Origin of the sequence: Bacillus cereus group sp. MS39, from assembly GCF_040448665.1 — a bacterium.
In the GTDB taxonomy this organism is placed as follows: domain Bacteria; phylum Bacillota; class Bacilli; order Bacillales; family Bacillaceae_G; genus Bacillus_A; species Bacillus_A wiedmannii.
Map to the genome: position 1 here is coordinate 3,554,808 of NZ_CP123058.1, position 22,924 is coordinate 3,577,731.

Below are 22,924 nucleotides of genomic sequence, written 5' to 3' on the forward strand. Positions count from 1 at the left end.
CTTATACCTCCTCTTCTACTGCTACTATCAATTCTGGATAGGCAATAGTATCACTATTTGATTTCACTTCTGTATTTCTTACTTTTTCAGCTATTTTTCTAATTGTTTTTTCTGTTAATATCGTACTTAGCGGAACTCTAACTTTAAACTTTTCTTCTAATGCATTTACCAATTTAGTCGCTTTTAATGAGTGTCCTCCTAGTTCAAAGAAACTATCATCTATACCAATCACTTCAAATTCTAAAATCTCTTTGAAAATCCCCATAATACCTTCCTCTACATTATCTCTAGGTGCAACAAAATCTTCTCTATCTGTAATTTGTGGATCTGGAAAAGATTTTCTATCTAATTTACCGTTTTTTGTCAATGGGAAATTATCTAATTGCATGATATACGTCGGAATCATGTATTCCGGTAAATTTCCCCTTAATTTCTCTTTAATGTATTTAATATCGATAGATTCACTACTTATTACATATCCACATAAATATTTATCACCATTGTTTTCTTTAACAATAACAACGGCATCACTGATTCCTTCTACATCCCTAATTCTTTCTTCAATCTCTCCCAATTCAATTCTAAACCCTCTAATTTTAACTTGTTCATCTATTCTACCTAAATATTCAATATTTCCATCTTCATTCCAACGAGCTAAATCTCCCGTTCGATAGATTCTCTCATTTGGTCTGTAAGGATTAACTACAAATTTTTCAGCCGTCAGTTCTGCTCTGTTTAAATACCCTCTAGAAACACCTGAACCACCAATACATAATTCTCCCGGCATACCAATTCCACATATACTCTTGTTATTCAAAATATATATTTGAGTATTGGCAATTGGCTTTCCTATCGGAATGATTTCTCTATTATCTTTCCCGTTAAATCGATATGAAGTAGCTACAACCGTAGCTTCAGTTGGACCATATAAATTGTTTATATTGTCTATACTTGCCCCTGTTATCTCCTCATACTTCGCTATCAGATCACTAGTAAGTGGTTCAGCTCCTAAATATAGTCTTTCAAACTGCTTTAATTCATCCGCTTTTCCATTTTTTTCTGCATATTCCAACAACATTCTGAACATTGATGGTACTAACAGAGCTTGCTTTTTCTCTAAAAGAGTTAATAACTCTCTAGGTTCTTTGTTTTGTATTTCAGAAATAATTAACAGTTTTCCTCCTGATAAAGTAACAGGGAAAATTTCCCAAACCGAGCCATCGAAGATATAGTTTAAATTTTGAAGAACAACCGTATCTTCTCCATACTTCCCTTCATCGATTTGCCAATTAGATAGATTCATTACATTCCTATTTTCAACCATTACACCTTTCGGTGTTCCTGTTGTACCAGAAGTATAAATGACATATGCCAAACTATCTGGTTGAGAGATAGGAACTGGGTTTATCTGATCCTCTTCACAATTTGTAAGATTAACAAGTATAGTTGAAGCATCTATATGATCTACTATACTTTGATTACCTTCACCCACTAACAATACTTTTGCCTTACTATCGTTCAACATAAAATTAATTCTCTCTACCGGATATTCTGAATCAATTGGTAAATACGCCCCACCTGCTTTTAGTACACCATAAATCCCAACAATCATTTCTAGCGAACGCTTTGTTACAATTCCGACAATGGATTCTGTATGTACTCCCTTGTCTCTTAAATTTTTCCCAATGGTGTTTGCCTTTGCATTCAATTGTCTATAGGTAAGGCTCTCCCCTTCATATTCTACAGCTATTTTATCTGGAGTTTTTTCCACCTGTTCCTCAAATCTTTCAATAATCGTCTTATCGTTTTGATATTCAATATGTGTCCTATTGAATTCATAAATAACTTTTTCTTTTTCTGTATCAGTTAACAATTCAATTTCACACAGTTTCTTTTGTGGGTCTTTCAAAACATTTTTCAATAATTGGACAAATTGTTCATTCATACGAGCAATTGTTTTTTCTTTAAATAAGTCCGTACAATACTCCCAATTCAACTCATATCCATCTTCAATACCTTCAATGTTCATTGTTAAGTCAAACTTTGATACATTATTTGGTGTTGGCAATAAAACAACATCAGCTTCTCCAAATGTTATCTTTTCATTCTCATTATTTTGAAATGCAAACATGACATCAAAAATTGGATTTCGAGAAGGATCCCCTTCAACACTAAGTTGATCTACTAACTCTTCAAATGGATATTCTTGATTATCAAACGCATTTAAGCATTTTTCTCGTAATTGTGCCACCAAATCTATAAATCTTTGTGAAGATTGTATATTCCCTTTAATCGCCAAAGTATTTACAAACATACCCAGCATATCAATTGTATCCGAGTGAGTTCTGCCAGATATAGGACTTCCCACAACAATCTCTTCTTGTCTGCTATATCTACTTAGGAATAACATGAAGGTTGACAACAATACCATATATTCTGTTGCCCCTGTTTCTTTTTCTAGCTGTTTTATAGCATTCTTATATTTTAGTCCTAATTTAGTTATAATATTTTGTCCTTTAAAACTTTTCTTCTGAGTTCTTGGATTATCTGTAATTAAATCAAGTACCGGTATTTCTTCTGCGAATTCATTTAACCAATAATTCTTTTGTCCAAACAATTCCCTATTATTTTCCCATACACTATAGTCTTTATATTGAATTTCTGGAGTTGCTAAATATTTCCCTTCATAGAACTTCGATAAATCTCCCAATAGAGTCTTCTTTGAAACTCCATCACAAATAATATGATGAATATCAATTATTAAAATTGATTTATTTTCTGTAATCTGTACAACTTTTGCTCTTAATAATGGCGATTCACTTAAGTTAAATGGTTCTACAAATTCATTTAATAATTGCTGAATATCTAGTTCCTTATTTATCACTTCAAACTCTAGCAAAAATTCAATACTGTCAGTTATTTTTTGAATTGGTGTTCCATTTTCCATAATAAAATGAGTTCTTAAAATATCATGACGTTGTATCAACTTTTGAAATGCCTTTTCCAACCTATTCAAATCAAGGTAACCATTCACTTCTAAAATTTGAGGGGTATTATAAATAATATTTTCCCCTTGCATTTGATCAATGATGTACAGCCTTTTTTGAGCTGAAGTCAGTTCAAAACTATGACGATCTACTTGCTTTTCAATTGGCGAATATAGTTTATATCCATCCACCTCTTTAATTTCTTCAGCTAAATTCCGAACAGTTTTTAATTCCATTACTTTACGTAATGGAATTCTCATTCCAAATTTTCGTTCTATACTATTCACTAAAACTGTCGCTTTTAATGAATGCCCACCTAATTCGAAGAAATCATTATCTATTCCAACTTGTTCTATATGCAAAATTTCTTTATACATTTCTATAATAGCTGATTCAATTTTATTTCTTGGCGCGACGTAATTTTCTGCTAATACAAATTCAGGGCATGGTAACGCCTTCTTATCCAGCTTCCCATTTCTAGTAATTGGAAGCTTATCTATCTGCATAATGTATGTTGGTACCATATAATCAGGTAACATACTTTTAAGTTTCATTTTAATTTCAGAAACATTCCATTCTGCTTTACACACTAAATAACCACACAAATATTTTTCATCATTATTTTCTTTTACAACTACAACAGCATCTTGGATTCCTGGTAGAGTTCTTATTTTCTCCTCAATCTCTCCAAGTTCAATTCTAAATCCTCTAATCTTAACTTGATCATCAATTCTACCTAAATATTCAATATTACCATCCTCTAGCCAACAAGCTAAATCTCCAGTACGATAAATTTTCTCTCCTAGTTTATACGGATTTTCTACAAATTTTTCAGCAGTTAACATAGGATTATTTAAATAACCTCTCGATACACCTGCTCCCGCTATACATAATTCGCCTGGTACTCCAATTCCACATAAGGTATTTCCATTCATTATATAAACTTGTGTATTAGATATTGGCTTTCCAATTGGAACTTTTTCTATATTTGCCTGATTACTAAAATGATAAGAAGTTGCAGTAACTGTAGTTTCTGTAGGTCCATACAAATTACATAAGTTACCGAATCTTCCCCCCATCAATTCTCTTAATCTTTCCAATAAATCTTTTGATATTGGCTCTGCAGCTAAATATAATTTATTAATTAATTGAAATACCTCAGCTTGATCATGGTCCTCTATATATTCTAATATCATCCTCAACATTGATGGTGTGAGAGCTATCTGATTATGAGGTAAAAACTTTATAAGTTCCCCTGGATCCTTATTTTGATCCTCATTAAGTATGCTCAGTTTACATCCAGCTACTGAACAAGGGAAAATTTCCCAAGCTGAACCATCGAAGAAAAATGCTGTTTTCTGAACAATAACTGATTTTTCAGTGTAATTACCGTTCTCTATTTGCCAAAATACTTGATTGACAATATTTCTATTTTCAATCATTACTCCTTTAGGCATACCTGTAGTCCCAGACGTATAAATTACATACGCTAAATGATTCGGTTTTGATATCACCTTTAAGTTACTTTCTCTTTCTTCATTACATTCTGTAATATCAACAATCACAATATCAGATAAACCATTTAACAAGTCCTTACTACCAGGACCACCTAACATTATTTTAATATTAGAATCTTCAATTATGAATTCCATTCTGTTTCTTGGACTCTTTGGATCAATTGGTAAATATGCTGCTCCAGATTTTAAAATTCCGTATATTCCGATAACCATTTCCAGAGATCTTTCTGAAGTTATTCCCACAACAGAGTCTGGTTTCACCCCTGTTTTTCTCAACACCTCTCCTAAATAATTAGCTTTAGAATTAAGTTCTCTATAAGTAAGAGATATTTGTCCAAATTCTAATGCTATATTATCAGGCGTTCTCTCCACTTGCTCTTCGAATAACTCAATAATCGTTTTGTCTTGAGAGTATGTAACCTCTGTATCATTAAATTCAATTAGTACTTTTTGTCGCTCTTCCTCACTCAACAACTCAAATTCACATAGTTCCTTTTGTGGATTTTTCAAAGTATTAGTCAATAACTGTGAAAAATGTTGGCTCATACGTTCAATCGTTTCATCTTTAAATAAATCCGTGCTATATTCCCAAATGAGCTCATACCCATCTTCACTTTCCGTCATACTAACTGTTAAATCAAATTTTGCCGTGTTATTATCCATTTCTATTGCTTGTGCTTTTTGTTTTCCAAATGTTAGCTCGGTAGATTCATTATTTTGCAACACAAACATAACATCAAAAATAGGGTTTCTTGATGCATCTCTTTCGACCCTTATATTCTCTACTAATTCTTCAAATGGATAATCTTGATTTTCAAGTGCTCTTAAACATTTTTCTTTGAGTTGTTGTATTAACTCAATATATTTCATATCAGGATGTAAATTACCTTTAATAGCCAATGTATTTACGAACATCCCTAATATATCTTGAGTATCTACATGAGTCCTTCCAGCTACTGGACTACCTATTACAATTTCTTCTTGTCGACTATACCGGTTAAGCAACAACATAAAAGTAGACAATACAATCATATATTCCGTAGCACCTGTTTTTACTTGAACGCCTCTTACTAATTCTTTTATATGTTTGCTTAGTTTTGTAATAGCTCTTTTCCCAGAATAACTTTGATACTGCGGCCTCGGAAAATCAGTTTTCAAATTAAGTAAAGGTATTTCATCAGAAAACTCATTTAACCAATATTGCTTTTGCTCATTTAAATCTCTAGCATTCTCCCATACACTATAGTCCTTATACTGGATATTAAATTCTAGTAATTTTTTTCCGTTATAAAAGTTAGCTAAATCATTTAATAATATTTGAGCTGATCCCTCATCATAAATAATATGATGGATATCAATTAATAGAATGCTTTCATTTTTTTCAGTTTCAATAACCATCGTTCTCATCAAAGGTGCCTTTTTTAAATCAAAAGGCTTGATAAACTTCTTATAAACATTTAATATTTCTGTATTTTTTTCCTCTATATGACTAAAATCGATTTCTACTCGATCTTCTACAACCTGAATAAATTTGTTATTTATCTGCTCAAAATGCGTTCTTAATAATTCGTGCCGTTCTGTAAGTTTAGTTAACGCATTATATAGCTGCTTAGTATTAATCTTCTCATCAAATTTAATCATTAGTGGAATATTATATGTAATATTCGGTTCTTGCATCTGATCAATTACATACAACCTTTTTTGCGCCGAACTCATTTCATAGTAATTTTTTTCAGGTTGTTTTTTAATCGGTACATGCTGTTCTCGATTTGCATCCCTCTTTACTTCTTCGCTTAGCTTTCGCACTGTACTATTTTCTAAAATTTTTCTTAGAGGAATCCGTGTCCCATACTTTTGTTCAAGCATGTTCACAAGTCTTATCGCTCTTAGAGAATGCCCTCCCAGTTCAAAGAAACTGTCATCAATTCCCACTCGATTTACCCTTAAGATTTCTTGAAATATCCCTGAAATATATCGTTCCGTTTCATCTCTTGGTGCAACATATTTCTCATAAGAAATATGTTTGGGATTTGGTAGGACATTCTTATCCAATTTCCCATTTCTTGTTACCGGCAAACTTTCCATTTGGATAATATATGTTGGAATCATATATTCTGGTAAATTTTTTTCTAATTGAACTTTTACTTTCTTTACATTCATCTTTCTGTCAGCAACTATATAACCACATAAATATTTTTCGCCATCTAGTTCTTTCAGTACAACTGCAGCATTTTGAATACCTTCAATTTCTCTTATTTTTGTTTTTATTTCCCCAAGCTCTATTCGGTATCCCCTTACTTTTACTTGATCATCAATTCTACCTAAGTATTCAATATCTCCACTTTCTAACCAACGACCTAAGTCACCTGTTCTATATACTGTATCTCTAGGTTTAAACGGATTCTCTACAAATTTTTCCGCTGTAAGCTGAGGTTTATTTAAATAACCTCTCGTTACTCCTTCACCACCAATATATATTTCACCAACCATCCCAACACCACAAAGGTGTTCGTTATTCATAATATATATTTGGGTGTTTGCGATAGGCTTTCCTATATGAATTCCTTTTTGTTTCTCATTTATCGGAACCATATGTGAAGTAGCAAATACTGTCGTTTCAGTTGGACCGTATGAATTTACAAGATTTGCGCCAACACAATAGTTTTCATTATATTTATTTGCTAGTTCTATAGGAAGCGCCTCACCTGATAACTGTATTCTTTTTAGTGAAGTCAATTTATTCACATCTGTATAAAAAAGGAATTCCTCTAATACTGATGGTACAAAGGATAATCTCGTAACATTATGCTTCTTGATTTTCTCTGCAATTTTTTGAAAATCTCTCTCATCCTCTTTAGGCAAAAGAAATAATTTTGCACCTCTTATACACCATAAGAACATTTCCCAAATCGATAAATCAAATGCATATGTTGTTTTTTGCATAATCACTTCTGTTTCATTAAAGTCATCTTTAAGCATCCAATAAATTAAATTCATTAAATTCCTGTTTTCGACCATAACCCCTTTAGGATTCCCAGTAGTACCTGATGTATATATGACGTAAGCCAAATGATTTTGTTTTGATATATGTTCTAGATTCGTTGCTATCTCTTCCTTACAACCAATTAAGTCGATAATAGCTACATTGTTAATAATATTATTAATTACATTGTCAGCACCATGCCCTGATAACAAAATATCTGTACCACTATCTTCAAGAATATAATTTATCCTATCAATTGGTTGAGAAGGATCTATAGGTAAATAAGCACCTCCAGCTTTTAAGACTGCAAAAATCCCCAAGATCATTTCAATCGATCTATCTGTTATTATAGCTACAATCTTATCAGGTCCTACCCCCTTCTCTCTCAGTAACTTACCTAAATAGTTAGTTCTAGCGTTGAACTGTTGATAAGTTAGTTCTTGTCCTGCAAATTCTATAGCGATAGCATTAGGGGTTTTATTTACTTGCTCCTCAAACAATTCAATGATTGTTTTATTGTTTGGATATTCAGAATACGTTTCATTATATTTTATTAAAACTTGTTGTTTTTCTAATTCATGTAATATTTCTATATCTTTTAGTAAGATTGCTTGCCTTGACATAACTTGTTTACATATCATTTCTATTCTATTATGTAAAAGCTTTAGCATCATACTACTAATAGAATCTGTATCAAAATTATAAACTATCTTCAGTTTACCCTCTGTTTGCTGCAAACCAATTTCTAATTGAAAGTCCCCTTTGTTGACTGAATTTCTGTTTTTTTCCAACTGGTATAAAACTACACCTGAAAAATCATTATATCCAAAATTCCCAAAATTCAATTCAGTTAATTTTGTAGAAGATTTATCCTTTTTGCTATTAATTAAGTCTATAATTGTTTGCTCCATATTTATCTCATAACTTTTATAATTAAATGAATTCTCAATATCAAAGTTACCTATGGTTACAATATCGTTCCCCATCGACTTACCAGTTTGAAAAGCCCATAATGCAGAAAAAAATTGTAGTAGTTTAACATTATTTTTATCACAAAAATTTACAATTGATTGATACACATGTTCATCAAATAAAAAAGTTTCTATTGCCTTCCCCCTAAAATTACCATCTTTTTGAAATTTGACATCCGCATTATTTTTCAGCATATTCTCCCACCTAAAATTAAATAATATTTGTTTATAAGTACTTAAGTTCCATTAATAACGTATCATTTATTTCTTTTGCCAATTCTTTTATATGAGTATTAATAAAGAAATGATTCCCCTTCATTTTTTTATAATTACAAAATCTTGCAGTATACTTTGCCCATTTAAAAATATTATCATCTACATTATCTTCCTCAGAATAAATAATTGATATGTTAGACAAACATTTTTCTTCTTTTTTAGTGTATTTATATTCTTTATATAGTTTAAAATCAACTTCAAAATTTTTCACACACAAATCTAATAGTTCTTTATCTTCTAACAAAAAATCATAACCATCTAGACTTCTTATATTTTCAACTACTCTATCAGATGACATATTAGATACTTTTAAATTATTATCTTTTTCTTCCGGAGGACCATTTGCTACAAAATAAAGATGAAGTGGCTTTCTCCCTGTACGCTTAAGTATTTCATAGTAAACTTCAAAAGCTACTAAACTTCCCATACTATAACCTAAAATAGAAAACGGATCATCATCCAAATAATCAATTATCTTACTTGCTATATCGTCTACCATATTTTTGAAACTCGCATAATAATTTTCTGAAATACGTTCTCCATGCCCTGAATATTCAATTGGGATTACATCTACTATTTTATGCATATATCCTTTTAGTTGATAATACATAGATGCTGATCCACCTGCATATGGCAGACAAAACAACTTAATTTTTTCCATACTCTCCCCCCTTTTTTCTTTGTTAATTTACAACTCTTATCTCTCCTAAATTTGCTTTTAAATTGAATTGATAAAGTTGCTCTCCTGATAATCTAGCCTTTACTGCACACTTTCTAATCCCACTTTTATTTATTTGTACATTTGCCCTGGGTGGAATCTTAATATAAGCCCCTGCTGCACCAGGTGAACAATTCAAATCCCCACCTACTTCAGCCATCTCTAGTTTAATTTTCCCTGAAATAGACTGTACATTAGTATGTCGAATTTTTCTTAATAATTGAATATCTGCCGGACGACTGCCAACCTTTAAATCTAAAGAATCACATAAGACATCTTTTACATTCAACTTGGCAGCCTTCGTTTTAGCTTCTATTTTTTCACCTCGCAGTCCCTCAAGGGTCAGTTCACCAATATCTTGATTAATAACTAGATAATCGATCATATCCTCTGGAATACCTATGTCTAAATAAACCGATTTAGGAAATCCAACCATAAGAATTGGAGTAAAGCGAACTTTTTGTTTTAAAATTAAACAATTCGATAGTTGATTTATTTCCATTCCCTTACAATGCCGTCCTAACGATCCATTTATAACTAATTTTGTTCCTTTTATTGCATGACAAAAAATAATTCCTCCTTTAATATGAATCTCTATTTTACGTCTCCCATTCAATTCAACTATTTCCTGGTAATTATCCATTAGTTTCCCTCCTCAATTAATCTATTTCCATCCGATTTACTCTCTGCATCAATTCAAGAGCAACTAAGATTCCAATAGCAGCAATTATTACTAATATAATGACACCTAACATAGGCTTATCATAGCCAGATGCCACAGTATTCCCTAAAAGTGCAATTAATCCGAAAGCAGAAATAATTGTAATTGGAACTGATTTTTTAATAAAACCTATTCTCATAGCAATAAGGGCTACCATACTTGTTATAAAAGCAGTAATTACAATCATTAACAATGTAGAAAAAATATCTTGCTGTGAAAGAGTGTCTGGAACAATAGGAGAAATTTTTTCTGTTAAACTAAAAATAATGATAGGTATAGCAGTGCAAATAATCATAGACACCGTAGTAAAACCAAGTACAATAAGTAACTTTGCAAATAAAACTTTCTTTCGATTAATAGGATAAGAAAATAACAATGTCATTTGTTTACCTTTATATTCTTCAATAATAAAGCGAGTATACATTACAGATGATATACATGAAAAAACAATCATCCCCATTAAAGTAGTAAATTTATAGATATTAGTATAGTTCTGAAATTGAACTTCATTCGTTTGTTGTGCAACAAATGCAATAAAATAGATAAAAGCAAGTAAACCAATACTAGAAATAACACTCGCCAAAATAAACGTATTTATTTTATTTTTTCTAATTTCAAGTTGTATTATATTAAACACATACTTTTCCTCCCGACATAATTTTAAAGAAATATTCTTCTAATCCTTTCGGAGATTTTGTCTTTACTTCTTCTAAAAGTGCTTCTTCTACAACCACTCCATTTACAATGACTCCAATTGAATCTACAATATGTTCAAGTTCACTAAGAATATGGCTTGAAATAAGAATGGTCATCCCGTAATTTTTAGATAAATTTTTAAATAACACCCTCATTTCTTGAATTCCAAGTGGATCTAGTCCATTTACTGGCTCATCCAAAATTAAAAGCTTAGGTTTATGAATGAACGAACGTGCTATTGCTAACCTTTGTCGCATTCCTAATGAAAATTTAGAAACTGGTTGGTCGCCCGTTTGAGTAAGGCCTACCATTTCTAAGACTTCAGAAACTCCAAATCCTTCCACATTCATATATGCTAAATGAAATTTTAAATTCTCAGTTGCTGATAAATGCTCATAAAATACTGGGACTTCAATTAAAGTTCCTATATTTTTTAATATCAACTCGCGATTTTTCGTTATATCCATTCCAAAAATTTCAACCTTCCCAGATGTAGGAACCAATAATCCTGATAAAATTTTAAACACTGTTGTTTTCCCTGCACCATTGGCACCTAAGAATCCATATATGGTATTGGCTTTCACCGTCATTGCGCTGCCTTTAATCACCTCTGAACCAGCAAATGTTTTTACCAATTTATCTATTTTTACCGCAAAACTATTCATCTATATCACCATCTTCTACATTCGGATAATTCTCCATAAGTGATTCTATTAATTTGTCACTCACAATATCAACACCTAGTTGCCTCATCATATATTGCATAAAAATCAGCCGCCTAATTGTTTCTGTTTTTTTACGATTAAATAGAACTGGATTCGTCCAAATATTTATCAAAAACATAAAAACTTCTGCACATTCATTAGGATATTCAGTTTCAATTGATCCATCAGCTATCCCTTGTTCTATAATTTCTTTAAAAATTAACGCTTCTTTTGTTACACCTTTTTTTATTCTTTGAATAACAAACTGTGGATTTTTAATTTGGACATTTAGAACACTATCAATCGTATGAATATTCTTGTCTGATATAAGTATCTCTAAGATTTTTATCAGCTTATCCCTACTATTTACTGAATCAACGCTGTTAGCTAATTGCTCCAACATCTCGTAAGTATAATTTAAATGTCGTTCTATAACTGCATCTAATATATCTTCTTTCGACTTAAAATGATGAAAAATAGCACCACGTGACATTCCAATAGAATCAACAATATCTTGTATACTCGTTTTATCAAATCCCTTCTCACTAAACAGCGTTGCTGACACCGTTAATATTTTTTCAATTGTTTGCTTTGAATCTTTAATTTTCATTTACACACCTCTTCTAATCTAAACATACAGGACGTCGGTATGTTTAGATTAGCATTACAATATTTGGATGTCAATAGATTAAGATATGAAACTTTTTAATTTTCCGAAAATATTTTCTTCTTCACTTGAATCAATTTCATAATGATTTCTTTTCCTCAGTTGGATGAGCAGAATGTTAAATGATATCATGGATTCATTGGACCAAAAGTTTAAGGAACTTTACATCAACAATATAGGACTTTATTCAAGTTTATACGATAATACCTACAAGGAACTAATAGGGACAGTTGAATTAGAAGGAATAAACAACTTTGATTGGGTTTTGGGGGATTGGCAGACGCTTTTACAAGCTTATGGGCCTCTTTCGGTTTCCGGTTTTACACAATCCAATCAAGCTTGGTCCTTGAATTCCTTAATTGTAATAGGCATTAACAACGGAGATCCAAATAATCTTAAACAATTCAATTTTTTAACATGTATAAATCCTTCAGACGATTTAATCAAGTATATAAGCAATGCAGCATCGATAAATGTTATTAAGCCACCCGCAGAACCGGTATTGCTATTTAAACCTTGGATTTTCTATTTCCCAAAAAATCATGACAAATTTTTTAAGTATCTTCGGTGTACGTACAGGGCACGAGGAAAACTTAAGTCTTTATAGAATATAATCAAGAATAAGGAATTTTCGAAATGTCACATTAAAGTCCTTCCTTTTTAATATTAGTACACAAAATTTTGTAATTATAAAATAAAAAAGCATGACATAAAATTGTCATGCTTTTTCTTCTCTATCCATATTTCCCCAAACCTTACCTGTTACAAAAGCTTTTATTTGTTGAAATCACTTAATTCTCAAACACAAAATTAATCTTATTTTCTTTCCACTCTAACATCGCATCAAACGTTTTCTCGCCTTTTTTAAAGCCTTTAATTAAATCGGTCTTTTCACCTTTTAAGAGCTTTGTCATATTCTTTTGTGAAATTGTTTTACTTAATATTTTCTTCGAGATGGTAAAATCACATTGCGTTGTGTTGTAGTTAGAACAACCGTAAAACGTTGACTTATCAATCACGTCGCCATCACATTTTTTACAACTACCAACCTTTTTACCAGTTGTAAATTTCGATCCTTTTCGCTCAATCGATTCAACATGTAATCCAGTGAAATCCCACTTCTCCGACATTTCCACTGCATCTTCAATAATTTTCGCTGATAGCTTTTTCGTTTGTTCCATAAATGTAGCTGGTGATGCTGTACCTTCCCCAATTTCCGCAAGGCGCTGCTCCCATTTCGCTGTCATTTCTGGTGAAGCCAGTATTTTATCACCGATTGCGGTAATTAATACTTTCCCTTTATCGGTTGCATACACTTGGTTTTTCTGCACATCTATATATTTACGGTCTTTCAGCATCGTAATAATTCCAGCGCGAGTTGCCTCTGTACCTAAACCTTCTGTTTTCTTTAATACTTTCTCAAGCTCTTCGTTCTCTAAATACTTACCTGCCGTTTTCATTAAGGTAATAAGTTGACCTTCTGTATAACGCTTCGGTGGCTGTGTTTTTCCTTCTTTCACTTTCACCTTTACAACTTTTCCTTGTTCACCTTCAGCTACAATTGGAAGAATCGTTTCGTCATCTTTATCGTCTTGGAAAATAACTTTACGCCAACCTTCTTGTATTTGCTGTTTTCCTTTTGAAATGAATTCAGCACGTTCGTCTACAAGAGTTGTAATCGTTGTGTAGTCAAAGATTGCAACTTCATAATGCGCCGCAATCAGTCTTCTTACGATCATATCGTAAATTTTCTTTTCATCACCTGATAGTTTGCTTGGATTTGTAACTTGCTCTGTCGGAATAATGGCATAGTGATCTGTTACTTTCTTTTCATTCACATAACGCTTATTATTCATAATTGATTCAACCGGAGCCGGTAATAAACCTTTATATTCATCAAACTGACTTAACTTCTGTAAAATATCAGGGAACGTCGCTGCCTCTCCTTGTGTAACATAGTTAGAATCCGAACGCGGATAAGAAACTATCCCTTTTTGATATAGTGCTTGTGTTATATCAAGCGTCTTTTTCGGTGAAAATTTAAAAGCTTTATTAGCTGTCGCTTGCAGTGCTGATAAATTAAATAAAAACGGTGGCTGAAACTCTTTACGCTCCGTTTTCATTTCTTTTACTACAGCCGGTTTACCTTGGCAAAATGCTGCAATTTTATTTGCCATATCAGGGTCTTTTAAGCGGGATTCACTATCCTTCTCCCATTTCCCCTCATACTTCTTTCCTTCTATATTAAAGGTTGCGAACACTTCCCAAAACGGCTCCGACTTAAAGTTTTCTATTTCTTTTTCACGCTTTACAATTAATGCGAGTGTCGGTGTTTGTACACGTCCAGCTGAAAATACATCGTTCATTCCTTTTTTCTTTAGCAAAATACTAAAGACACGCGATGCATTCATACCAACGACCCAGTCCGCACATGACCTTGTATACGCCTCATAGTACGTATTGATAGTATCTGATTCATCAAGCAAGTTTTTAAATCCTTGATATATAGCTTGCTTCGTTAAAGATGAAATCCAAAGACGTTTCATCGGCTTTTGTACGTTACAAAGATTAATAATGTTTCGTACAATCAATTCCCCTTCACGCCCGGCATCGCCCGCGTGAATAATTTCTGTTACCTGAGGATTATGTAACAGCTGTTTCACAACGTTAAACTGTTTATACTTCGACTTTGTTACTTCAAATTGAAATTGCTCTGGAATCATCGGTAACGTATTAAGTGACCATTTTTTCCACTCTGCGTGATAATGTTCTGGATTACATAACTGCGTCAAATGACCAATTGCCCATGTACAGTACGCTCCATTTGGAAATAACTCATTCGCTTCCACTTCTAAATATCCATCTTTCCGGCGATATTTAAACTGTGAAACAAGAGCCAAACCTTGATCTGGTTTCTCGGCAATAATTAATTTCATTTTATAACTCCCTATCCGTATTCCAGTGTTACTTTCATTGTCTATCTGTTTAGAGGCGATGATAAAACAACAATCTTATTTATCATTCGCGGGTTACTCCCCATAATGGGATAACTATAATATTATACGCTTATTCTTTATGGCTTCACAATAGAAACTCTTCATTTAACTCTTACATTCACATGCTCATAATTAAAAAGACGTCCAAAAAATCAGGAGCCTTCTTACTCACATTAATTAAATTGTGCAGATAATATGCAGATATAAATAAGCATAAGAACTCTCCATATGAACATATGATGAAATGAATGATAGGACAGGGAGGTATCATAATGTTCGCTTACACAACAACCACCTTAACACTTTGTTGTATCTCGATTCTTATTACATCTTACATTTCTAAACGTAACGGTACCCTAATGGAGTATATGGTATTTATTATGTCTTTTAGTATGAGTATCGGTTTAAGTATCGGATTTTATTTAGGAATTCTTTTTAAAGGAGAATTACTCTATTCTACTTTGCTTGCTATATTAATTAGTGGTTGTATCGGTTTTTTAGTCGGTCTACGTTTTCACCTATATACTGCTTTAGAAGGGATGTTCTCTGGATTAATGGCAAGTATGATGGGAGCAATGATTACAGAAATGTTAAACGCTCAACAAGCTCATAGTATACTGTTTATTAGCCTTTTACTTACGATAACAATAACTATGTCATGTATAATTCAACTTTTATCAGAAACTTTTTCTGCTTTTATCCAAAGGCGTTTTTTATTATTACTTTCAATTAGTGTGGTAATTATCGTTGCCGTATTCGTGACATTCCCAGATCATACTCCCCCACCTTCCCCCGGGCATGATCAACATATACATTGACTCTTGCACCGAAAATGAATAAGCAGCTATCCATAGGATAACTGCTTCATATTATTCTGGCTTATTAGGAATGTTTGGGTTGGGAACATAGTTAGATTTATAATCTGTATATTTCACTTCTGTTACCATCCCCGCGGAAGCATGGTGTAAATCATGACAGTGGAACATCCAATCACCCGGATTGTCTGCTGCAAAGGCTACTTCATATTCTTCTCCTGGTTTTAAGTTCAATGTATCTTTCACAATTGGAGAGCCTTCTATCGGTTTTCCATCTTTACTCAACACCTGGAAGAAGTGACCGTGTAAATGCATCGGATGATCGTCCATTTTAGAACGATTTACCAATTTCACTTTAACTAAATCGCCCTTTTTCACTGGAATTGGATCAATATCTGGAAATACCTTTCCGTTAATTGTATATACCATTTCATTTCCATTCATTTGCGTATTTAAGTCCATATTATATGTGGCAGTATACTGCTGATTTAACGTGAAACTACCTAGTTTTTTAGCACCATATTTCGTCATATCTAATTTCGATAATTTTTCTTTTTCATCTGCTTTATCTATCCTCTCTTTGCTGCCATCATATTCAATAACAGCTTTCATTCCTTTTGCACCTTTATTTGCTGAATGGTCTTCAACATACCATTTCCCAGGATTATTAGCAGTAAATTCAATATCATAACGTTCACCAGGTGCGATTGAAATTACTTGATCCTTTATAACTTTTGGATCGTTTATTGGTTGACCATCTGTTGCAATTACTTTTATATCATGACCGTGAACATGTATATCATGTGATAAATAACCAGCATTAACGAGTCGCAGACGAACTTTATCTCCCTTATTCACTTTCAACGGCGCTACTAAATCACCGCTTTTTCCATTGATTGTGAATAAATCATACATACTCATATCATGTCCTTCCATCTTCATATTTCCATGGTCCATTCCTGCCATATTGCCAGGGTCTTTTTTATCACTGTCCATGTCCATACCAGAATGATCCATGCTGTTCTTATCATCATTCTTTTTCGCATTTTCATTATCCTTACTAGATTTATTACCGTCTGCTTTTTCTGTTTTTCCTTTTGTCATTTCTTTTAACTGTTTATTAATCTCTTCTTTATCTGTTATCCATTCATCTAACATTAATGTGTAATCTTTATCATACTTTTCATTTGTATCTTCTACAACGAGAGCACCATATAATCCTCTATCTAATTGATTTACAGAATCTTGATGCGAGTGATACCAGTACGTTCCTGGTACGTTCGCTTCAAATTCATAGGTGAAACTTTTTCCAGGTTCAACCGCATCTTGCGTCACACCTGGAATTCCATCCATGTTATTTGGAACAGGATACCCATGCCAATGAATAGATACCGGTGCAGATAGTTCATTTTTTAATGTCACTTTCACCTTTTCACCTTTTTTCACCCGAATTTCTGGACCAGGAGATGAGCCATTAAATGTCCAGACCGGAACAATAACACCGTTACTTAATTTTTGCTTTTCTTCTTTCGCTATTAAAGTAACTTCTGGTCCCTTAACAATTTCCAATGGTTTTGTAGCCGTTTCAGTTCGTTTAGTTTTTTTATCATTCATATTTTTATGATCGTTTGTTGTATTTGTGGCCAAAGAACATGCAGCAATTAAAGATATGACAAAGACTGTAACTGCTGTTAACACAAATCTCTTCATGGAAACCCCTCCTTTTTCTTTTTCAAAATCATTATAAAAAATGATTTTCAAGAAAATATGGAGATATACAATGAGCTAAATAAAAAGACGCCCAAAATTGAGCGCCTCTTCTAATGGTTATTTCGTAACAACTTCATCTTTTTTTACATTTACATTGTTTTCTCTCATAAACGCTTCAATCTCTTCAACTTCTCTAATGATATCTTTTGACAAGTTTTCATGTCCGTCTTTCGTTACAAGAATATCATCTTCAATACGAATGCCGATTGATTCTTCTTCAATATAAAGACCAGGTTCAATTGTTATAACCATGCCTTCTTCTAACACTCTATCTTTGTATGTCCCTACATCATGCGTATCTAAACCAAGGAAATGGCTGACACCATGATAATAATATTTAGACAGTTCCTCATCTTCTTGTATTAAACCAACTGCTTTACACCCTTCTGCAAGTACTTTTTTAGCATGCTCATTTAATGCAGCGAACTTTAAGCCTGGCTTAATAATCTCTGTTGTTTCTTTCAATGCTTTTAATACAATATTATAAATTTGTTTTTGGCGACTAGAGAATGTTCCATTTGCCGGGAATGTATAACTAATATCAGCGTTATAGTAATTTTTTTGAGCGCCTAAATCTAGCAGTACTAAATCGCCATTTTGAATTTGTGCATCATTATCTTCATAATGAAGAACTGTAGCATTTTTCCCACTTGCCAAAATTGTATTGAAAGCATGATGCTTAATGCCAGATGATTTTAGTATGAAATCAAACTGAGCTTCTAATTCATATTCCATCATGTCTGCTTTTGCATGCTTAAGTACGTTGTAAATACCGTCTTTCGTTACAGCAATCGCCTCTTTCATAATTTCAATTTCTTCTTCTGTTTTAAACACTCGTAATTCACAAATATTCGGATATACATTACCAATTGTTACGTGTGGATATTGTTCTCTTACATGTTTAGCAAATGCTAATGTTTTTGTCTCTGTACCATTCCATTCACGACGCTCTAAATCTAAATATAGATGCTTCACATTTTCTGTAAAAAGTATATTTGACATTGTCTTTTCAAAGCTATCTAAATATACAACTTTCTTTATACCCGAAATTTTCTCTGCTTCTTCGTTAGAAACTGTTTTACCGACCCACTTTTCCATTACTGGATCTGACTTTTCAATAAAAAGTGTTTCTTCAACACTATTTCCAACCTTCTTCAACATGAAAATAACATTTGGTTCATCGATTCCTGTTACATAGTAAAAATTCCGATTCGGCACAAATTTATAATGTGCATCCGCTGACATATGAGGTGCTTGTCCCGCAAATAAAATAGTAATAGATTCGTCTGGTAATGTGTTTACTAATCGTTCTCTATTTTGAGCAAAAAATGTTGCTTTCATAATAATCCCCCTAGCGTTCTATGTATGATTAAAAAACTAATTATCTAATCAATTCATTTTATTATTGTTACAATTTTTCGTCAATTAATAGTACTCATAGAAAAAGGAAAATCCCCCTTACTAGTACCCCTCTAATCTACATTATGCATACAACTCCACAATTTCTTGACATTTATTCCATATACTTAAAATCTCATATATAGGAAAGGAGCCACAACTTTGAAACATTATGTAGCAACTGGGTTAGCAATTACTTCCTTATTCATAATTACTGGATGTTCTAGCAATACCGAAACAGCACCCGTGAAGAAAGAAACGGTGCAATCTGAGTCAAAAAATATAGAAACAGCAAATACGAGTCCGCAAGACTTCTATAAAGAAATTACATCTGGAAAAATCGAGCACATTCACGGAATTGGCTATGCAGGAAATATGCCTGGGGTTTCTATCGCCACTCATAGCGGGATAAAAGTTTATCATAATGGAAAATGGCTTGAAACTAAGACTGGATTACATGATTATATGGGATTTCAAGCAACGAAGAACGGATTCTTTGCCAGCGGTCATCCTGAACCAGGAGCAAATTTAAAAAACCCTTTAGGATTAATGAAAAGTTCTGATGGCGGTAATACCCTTGAAAAGCTAGCTTTTTACGGAGAATCTGATTTTCATAACCTTGCTGTCGGATATAATACGGAAGCAATTTATTTATACAATGAGCGTCCAAATTCTAAATTACAACAAGGTTTTTATTTTAGTACGAACAACGGACAAGATTGGAAAAATAGTAAGTTAAAAGGTCTTTCGAGTACGATTCATTCCTTTTCCGTACATCCGGATCAAGCTAGTGTAGTCGCGGTAAGTGCTAAAGACGGTGTTTACTTATCTACAGATTACGGAAATACATTTGAACTATTATCTACATCACTTGAATCGACAGCAGTTACATTAAGTAATGAAGATGTTATTTACGCCCCTATCAATAAACAAATGATAATGAAGAAATCAATTGCTACAAATGAAGAGACAAATATACAAACTCCATCTTTAGATGCTAAAGATGCAATTATGTACATATCACAAAACCCTCAAAATTCAGCTGAAATCGTATTTGCTACACTGAAAGCAAATGTGTTCCTTTCTACAGATGAGGGTAAAACGTGGAAGCAGATTACTAAAGAGGGAGCATTCCAATTTAATTAGAAGGGTGAATATAACTTGTTTTCAACAATTAGTGAATGGAGCTATCAACTCATGTCTCCTTTAATGGATGTCGCGAATGCTACGAAATCAGTACCTCTTTTATTTGCGTTTTTATTAGGCGTAGTAGGTACCCTTGCTCCTTGCCAATTAACAGGAAACATTAGTGCTATTACACTTTATGGCAATCAATCTTTACAAAAGGGACATGCATGGAAACATATATTGTTATTCATTTCAGGAAAAATAATAGCTTTTACAACGCTTGGACTATTAGTATGGGTCTTAGGAAAAGAGATTCAGCAAATATTAACTTTGTATTTCCCGTGGTTAAGGAAAATGATCGGACCTTTATTAATTTTAATGGGGCTAATGTTGTCAGGTATTATAAAAGGTAGTAATTTCTTCTCTACCATCTTCCCTATCAAATTTATACGAAAACAAAGTGAAGTCAGCTCATTTTTACTTGGATTTTTCTTTTCGTTAGCTTTCTGTCCGACTATGTTCGTTCTATTTTTCGGAACATTAATCCCTTTATCTTTCTCATATAATTATGGTTACTTGTTTCCGACATTCTTTTCGGTAGGAACAGCTCTCCCTATCGTTATATTAATGTTCATCATCTCCTACCTTGGATTAAATGGGGCACTACTTAAAAAGAGCCGAAAAATAGGAAAAAACATTCAACGTATAGCCGGTGTCCTACTCATTTTAATCGGACTTTATGATACTGCTCTATATTGGTAATACATCCAAAAGGTAAGCTTCAGTAAAATGAGCTTACCTTTTGGATCATTTTATTTATTCATTTTTTCTTTTGTTGTAGTTGGCTTAGCAAATTCATAACAAATGCCCGAAACAGTGGATCATTCTCTTTTTTAGGTGACCACTGCATAATAAGTTGTCGTGGAATTCTAATTTCTATCGGTTGCACAATGAAATCATTAATAATTTGCTTATGTAGTCCTGATACTGGAACAATTGTTATACCGTTAACCTGTAAAGCAAGTGCTAATGCTGAACTAATGGTCTCTGATTCCATCACTTTATTAACTACTATTTCATTTTTCGTCAAATATGGTTCAAGTACTTCTTTACAACCAGAAAGCGGCATAATGAAAGGATAATTTTTCAACTCTTTAATAGTAAGATTAGGTGGAACAAACTTTGAAGAAACCATAACATAAGGATCTTCACCAATAACTTCATAATGAAATCCTTGTATTAAATTTTCTTTTATAGAAATAGAAAAATCAGCACTTCCAGAAGACAGCCAATCTAATACTTCTTGATAGCTTCCTTCTCGAACTGCAAGCACGTACTGACTTTGATCAATATTACCTAGCTGGATACACTCCGCCAAACAATATACAGTAACGGAAGGATACGTAGCTAGTACAATTTTATACAAGCTTTTATTCTTCAACTGGAAAGCTGTTTCCTCAAGTTTTTCATACTCCATTAGAAGTCGATTCACACCAACTAAAAATTCCTTTCCATTTTCAGTTAACATCGTTCCTTGTCTAGAGCGATCAAATAAAGTTAAAGCATATCGTTTCTCTAATTTGTTTATGATATGAGTTATAGCCGGCTGTGTCATATGTAATTCTTTCGCTGCTAAACTAATGCTGTTCAACCGAGCCACATTTTTAAAAACTTTAAAATCAAAAACGTTCATTCTGTTCTCCTTATATAAAAGATATTTATATCATCTATAAATAACCTTCATTATATTTATCAAACCACTTCCTATACACTAAGTATACACCATCAATATTACGAAAAAATAAGGCATATAAACATTAGAGGAGTGTTGATTAAATGAGTACTTACATTTTAATACATGGAGCATGGCAAGGTGAATGGGCATGGGAATTAGTAAAACCTCAGCTTGAGGCTTTAGGTCACACAGTTGTTACACTAGATTTACCTGGAAGCGGAAAAGATATGACTCCCTCCCAAAATGTAACGTTAGATTCTTATGTTAATGCAGTAACAGCTACTATAGATCAACAAAATGAAAAAGTTATTCTTGTTGGACATAGTATGGGTGGAATTGTAATCACGCAAACAGCTGAACTTATACCAAATAAAATCGATAAATTAGTATATCTTTGTGCATTCTTACCACAAAACGGAGAAAGTCTTGGTAGTAAATTAGATGGTGAAGCTGGTCCACAATTCTCAATTAATGAGAATGACATGACTGCAGAACTTATACCAGAGTTGACTGAACAAACATTTTTAAATGCTACAGAAAATGAAGCTATTAAAGAATCTTCTTTCAAACAAATGCGTCCTCAACCACTAGGTCCATTCCAGCAAGAGATAAAAATATCTGCAGAGAACTTCGGAACTATAGATCGTATTTATATCGAAACGACTCTAGATAGAGCGATTCCCATTGATTTTCAGCGCCGAATGAATACAGAAACTCCTTGCACGAAAATAATTACTTTGGAAGCTGATCATTCACCATTCTTTTCTAAAGCGGCAGAACTTGTTAATTGTTTAAATGAGTTAAGCTAAACTTCATTTAATGAAAATAGACACCCGCAGGTG

The 22,924-nt window shown here is 32.8% G+C and carries 15 protein-coding genes; 5 read left to right on the top strand and 10 right to left on the bottom strand.

Going from position 1 to position 22,924, the window contains the following annotated elements; all coding sequences use genetic code 11:
• Position 1 precedes the first annotated feature (1 nt).
• The 6 genes from QEP67_RS18515 to QEP67_RS18540 are packed head-to-tail and all read right to left on the bottom strand — an operon-like array spanning position 2 to position 12,183.
• On the bottom strand, positions 2-8,653 hold the full coding sequence (locus QEP67_RS18515) for an amino acid adenylation domain-containing protein (protein ID WP_341056145.1): 8,652 nt from the start codon (positions 8,651-8,653) through the stop codon (positions 2-4).
• A gap of 31 nt (positions 8,654-8,684) precedes the next feature.
• A complete protein-coding gene (locus QEP67_RS18520) occupies positions 8,685-9,395 on the bottom strand; it encodes a thioesterase domain-containing protein (RefSeq protein ID WP_048566920.1) in 711 nt (236 codons plus the stop codon).
• A gap of 22 nt (positions 9,396-9,417) precedes the next feature.
• Complete coding sequence (locus QEP67_RS18525) at positions 9,418-10,095, bottom strand: hypothetical protein (protein WP_000371059.1); 678 nt, start codon at positions 10,093-10,095, stop codon at positions 9,418-9,420.
• Positions 10,096-10,111: 16 nt separating this feature from the next.
• Positions 10,112-10,810 (bottom strand): ABC transporter permease, encoded by a 699-nt coding sequence (locus QEP67_RS18530; protein ID WP_000481846.1) that lies wholly within the window; start codon positions 10,808-10,810, stop codon positions 10,112-10,114.
• Positions 10,803-11,534 (bottom strand): ATP-binding cassette domain-containing protein, encoded by a 732-nt coding sequence (locus QEP67_RS18535; RefSeq protein WP_001083811.1) that lies wholly within the window; start codon positions 11,532-11,534, stop codon positions 10,803-10,805. Before QEP67_RS18535 ends, QEP67_RS18530 begins: the two co-directional genes overlap by 8 nt.
• Positions 11,527-12,183, bottom strand: a complete 657-nt coding sequence (locus QEP67_RS18540) for a TetR/AcrR family transcriptional regulator (protein ID WP_000692812.1) — start codon at positions 12,181-12,183, stop codon at positions 11,527-11,529. The genes QEP67_RS18535 and QEP67_RS18540 overlap by 8 nt, the downstream gene beginning before the upstream one ends.
• Before the next feature lie 172 nt (positions 12,184-12,355).
• On the opposite strand from QEP67_RS18540, the gene QEP67_RS18545 reads away from it, so the two are divergent.
• Positions 12,356-12,847, top strand: a complete 492-nt coding sequence (locus QEP67_RS18545) for a hypothetical protein (RefSeq protein WP_000930863.1) — start codon at positions 12,356-12,358, stop codon at positions 12,845-12,847.
• A gap of 184 nt (positions 12,848-13,031) precedes the next feature.
• Here QEP67_RS18545 and topB read toward each other — a convergent pair whose 3' ends face one another.
• Positions 13,032-15,176, bottom strand: a complete 2,145-nt coding sequence (gene topB / locus QEP67_RS18550; RefSeq protein WP_353706363.1) for a DNA topoisomerase III — start codon at positions 15,174-15,176, stop codon at positions 13,032-13,034.
• Between the two features lie 332 nt (positions 15,177-15,508).
• Between topB and QEP67_RS18555 the strand changes: the two genes are divergently transcribed.
• Positions 15,509-16,054, top strand: a complete 546-nt coding sequence (locus QEP67_RS18555; RefSeq protein WP_353706364.1) for a hypothetical protein — start codon at positions 15,509-15,511, stop codon at positions 16,052-16,054.
• Between the two features lie 51 nt (positions 16,055-16,105).
• Here the strand turns inward: QEP67_RS18555 and QEP67_RS18560 are convergent, their stop codons facing one another.
• Together QEP67_RS18560 and QEP67_RS18565 are read right to left on the bottom strand one after the other, a co-directional pair.
• The gene (locus tag QEP67_RS18560) at positions 16,106-17,761 is read right to left on the bottom strand and encodes a multicopper oxidase family protein (protein WP_048566918.1); all 1,656 of its coding nucleotides are present in this window, start codon (positions 17,759-17,761) and stop codon (positions 16,106-16,108) included.
• Positions 17,762-17,878: 117 nt separating this feature from the next.
• Complete coding sequence (locus tag QEP67_RS18565; protein WP_000648254.1) at positions 17,879-19,162, bottom strand: aminopeptidase P family protein; 1,284 nt, start codon at positions 19,160-19,162, stop codon at positions 17,879-17,881.
• A gap of 219 nt (positions 19,163-19,381) precedes the next feature.
• On the opposite strand from QEP67_RS18565, the gene QEP67_RS18570 reads away from it, so the two are divergent.
• Both QEP67_RS18570 and QEP67_RS18575 read left to right on the top strand, forming a co-directional pair.
• Positions 19,382-20,365 (top strand): F510_1955 family glycosylhydrolase, encoded by a 984-nt coding sequence (locus QEP67_RS18570; protein ID WP_048566917.1) that lies wholly within the window; start codon positions 19,382-19,384, stop codon positions 20,363-20,365.
• A gap of 15 nt (positions 20,366-20,380) precedes the next feature.
• The gene (locus tag QEP67_RS18575; RefSeq protein ID WP_239661036.1) at positions 20,381-21,109 is read left to right on the top strand and encodes a sulfite exporter TauE/SafE family protein; all 729 of its coding nucleotides are present in this window, start codon (positions 20,381-20,383) and stop codon (positions 21,107-21,109) included.
• A 58-nt stretch (positions 21,110-21,167) separates the two neighbouring features.
• Here QEP67_RS18575 and QEP67_RS18580 read toward each other — a convergent pair whose 3' ends face one another.
• Entirely contained in the window at positions 21,168-22,040 is an 873-nt protein-coding gene (locus tag QEP67_RS18580; protein ID WP_353706365.1) for a LysR family transcriptional regulator, read from the bottom strand.
• Between the two features lie 143 nt (positions 22,041-22,183).
• Between QEP67_RS18580 and QEP67_RS18585 the strand changes: the two genes are divergently transcribed.
• Entirely contained in the window at positions 22,184-22,891 is a 708-nt protein-coding gene (locus QEP67_RS18585) for an alpha/beta fold hydrolase (protein ID WP_353706366.1), read from the top strand.
• Positions 22,892-22,924: the final 33 nt, after the last annotated feature.

Bases quoted from the DNA above. Each gene is read 5' to 3' on its own strand.
- QEP67_RS18560 (WP_048566918.1), bottom strand. From the start codon at position 17,761: ATGAAGAGATTTGTGTTAACAGCAGTTACAGTCTTTGTCATATCTTTA.
- QEP67_RS18565 (WP_000648254.1), bottom strand. From the start codon at position 19,162: ATGAAAGCAACATTTTTTGCTCAAAATAGAGAACGATTAGTAAACACA.
- QEP67_RS18580 (WP_353706365.1), bottom strand. From the start codon at position 22,040: ATGAACGTTTTTGATTTTAAAGTTTTTAAAAATGTGGCTCGGTTGAAC.
- QEP67_RS18525 (WP_000371059.1), bottom strand. From the start codon at position 10,095: ATGGATAATTACCAGGAAATAGTTGAATTGAATGGGAGACGTAAAATA.
- QEP67_RS18555 (WP_353706364.1), top strand. From the start codon at position 15,509: ATGTTCGCTTACACAACAACCACCTTAACACTTTGTTGTATCTCGATT.
- QEP67_RS18520 (WP_048566920.1), bottom strand. From the start codon at position 9,395: ATGGAAAAAATTAAGTTGTTTTGTCTGCCATATGCAGGTGGATCAGCA.
- topB (WP_353706363.1), bottom strand. From the start codon at position 15,176: ATGAAATTAATTATTGCCGAGAAACCAGATCAAGGTTTGGCTCTTGTT.
- QEP67_RS18540 (WP_000692812.1), bottom strand. From the start codon at position 12,183: ATGAAAATTAAAGATTCAAAGCAAACAATTGAAAAAATATTAACGGTG.
- QEP67_RS18545 (WP_000930863.1), top strand. From the start codon at position 12,356: ATGTTAAATGATATCATGGATTCATTGGACCAAAAGTTTAAGGAACTT.
- QEP67_RS18515 (WP_341056145.1), bottom strand. From the start codon at position 8,653: ATGCTGAAAAATAATGCGGATGTCAAATTTCAAAAAGATGGTAATTTT.
- QEP67_RS18585 (WP_353706366.1), top strand. From the start codon at position 22,184: ATGAGTACTTACATTTTAATACATGGAGCATGGCAAGGTGAATGGGCA.
- QEP67_RS18535 (WP_001083811.1), bottom strand. From the start codon at position 11,534: ATGAATAGTTTTGCGGTAAAAATAGATAAATTGGTAAAAACATTTGCT.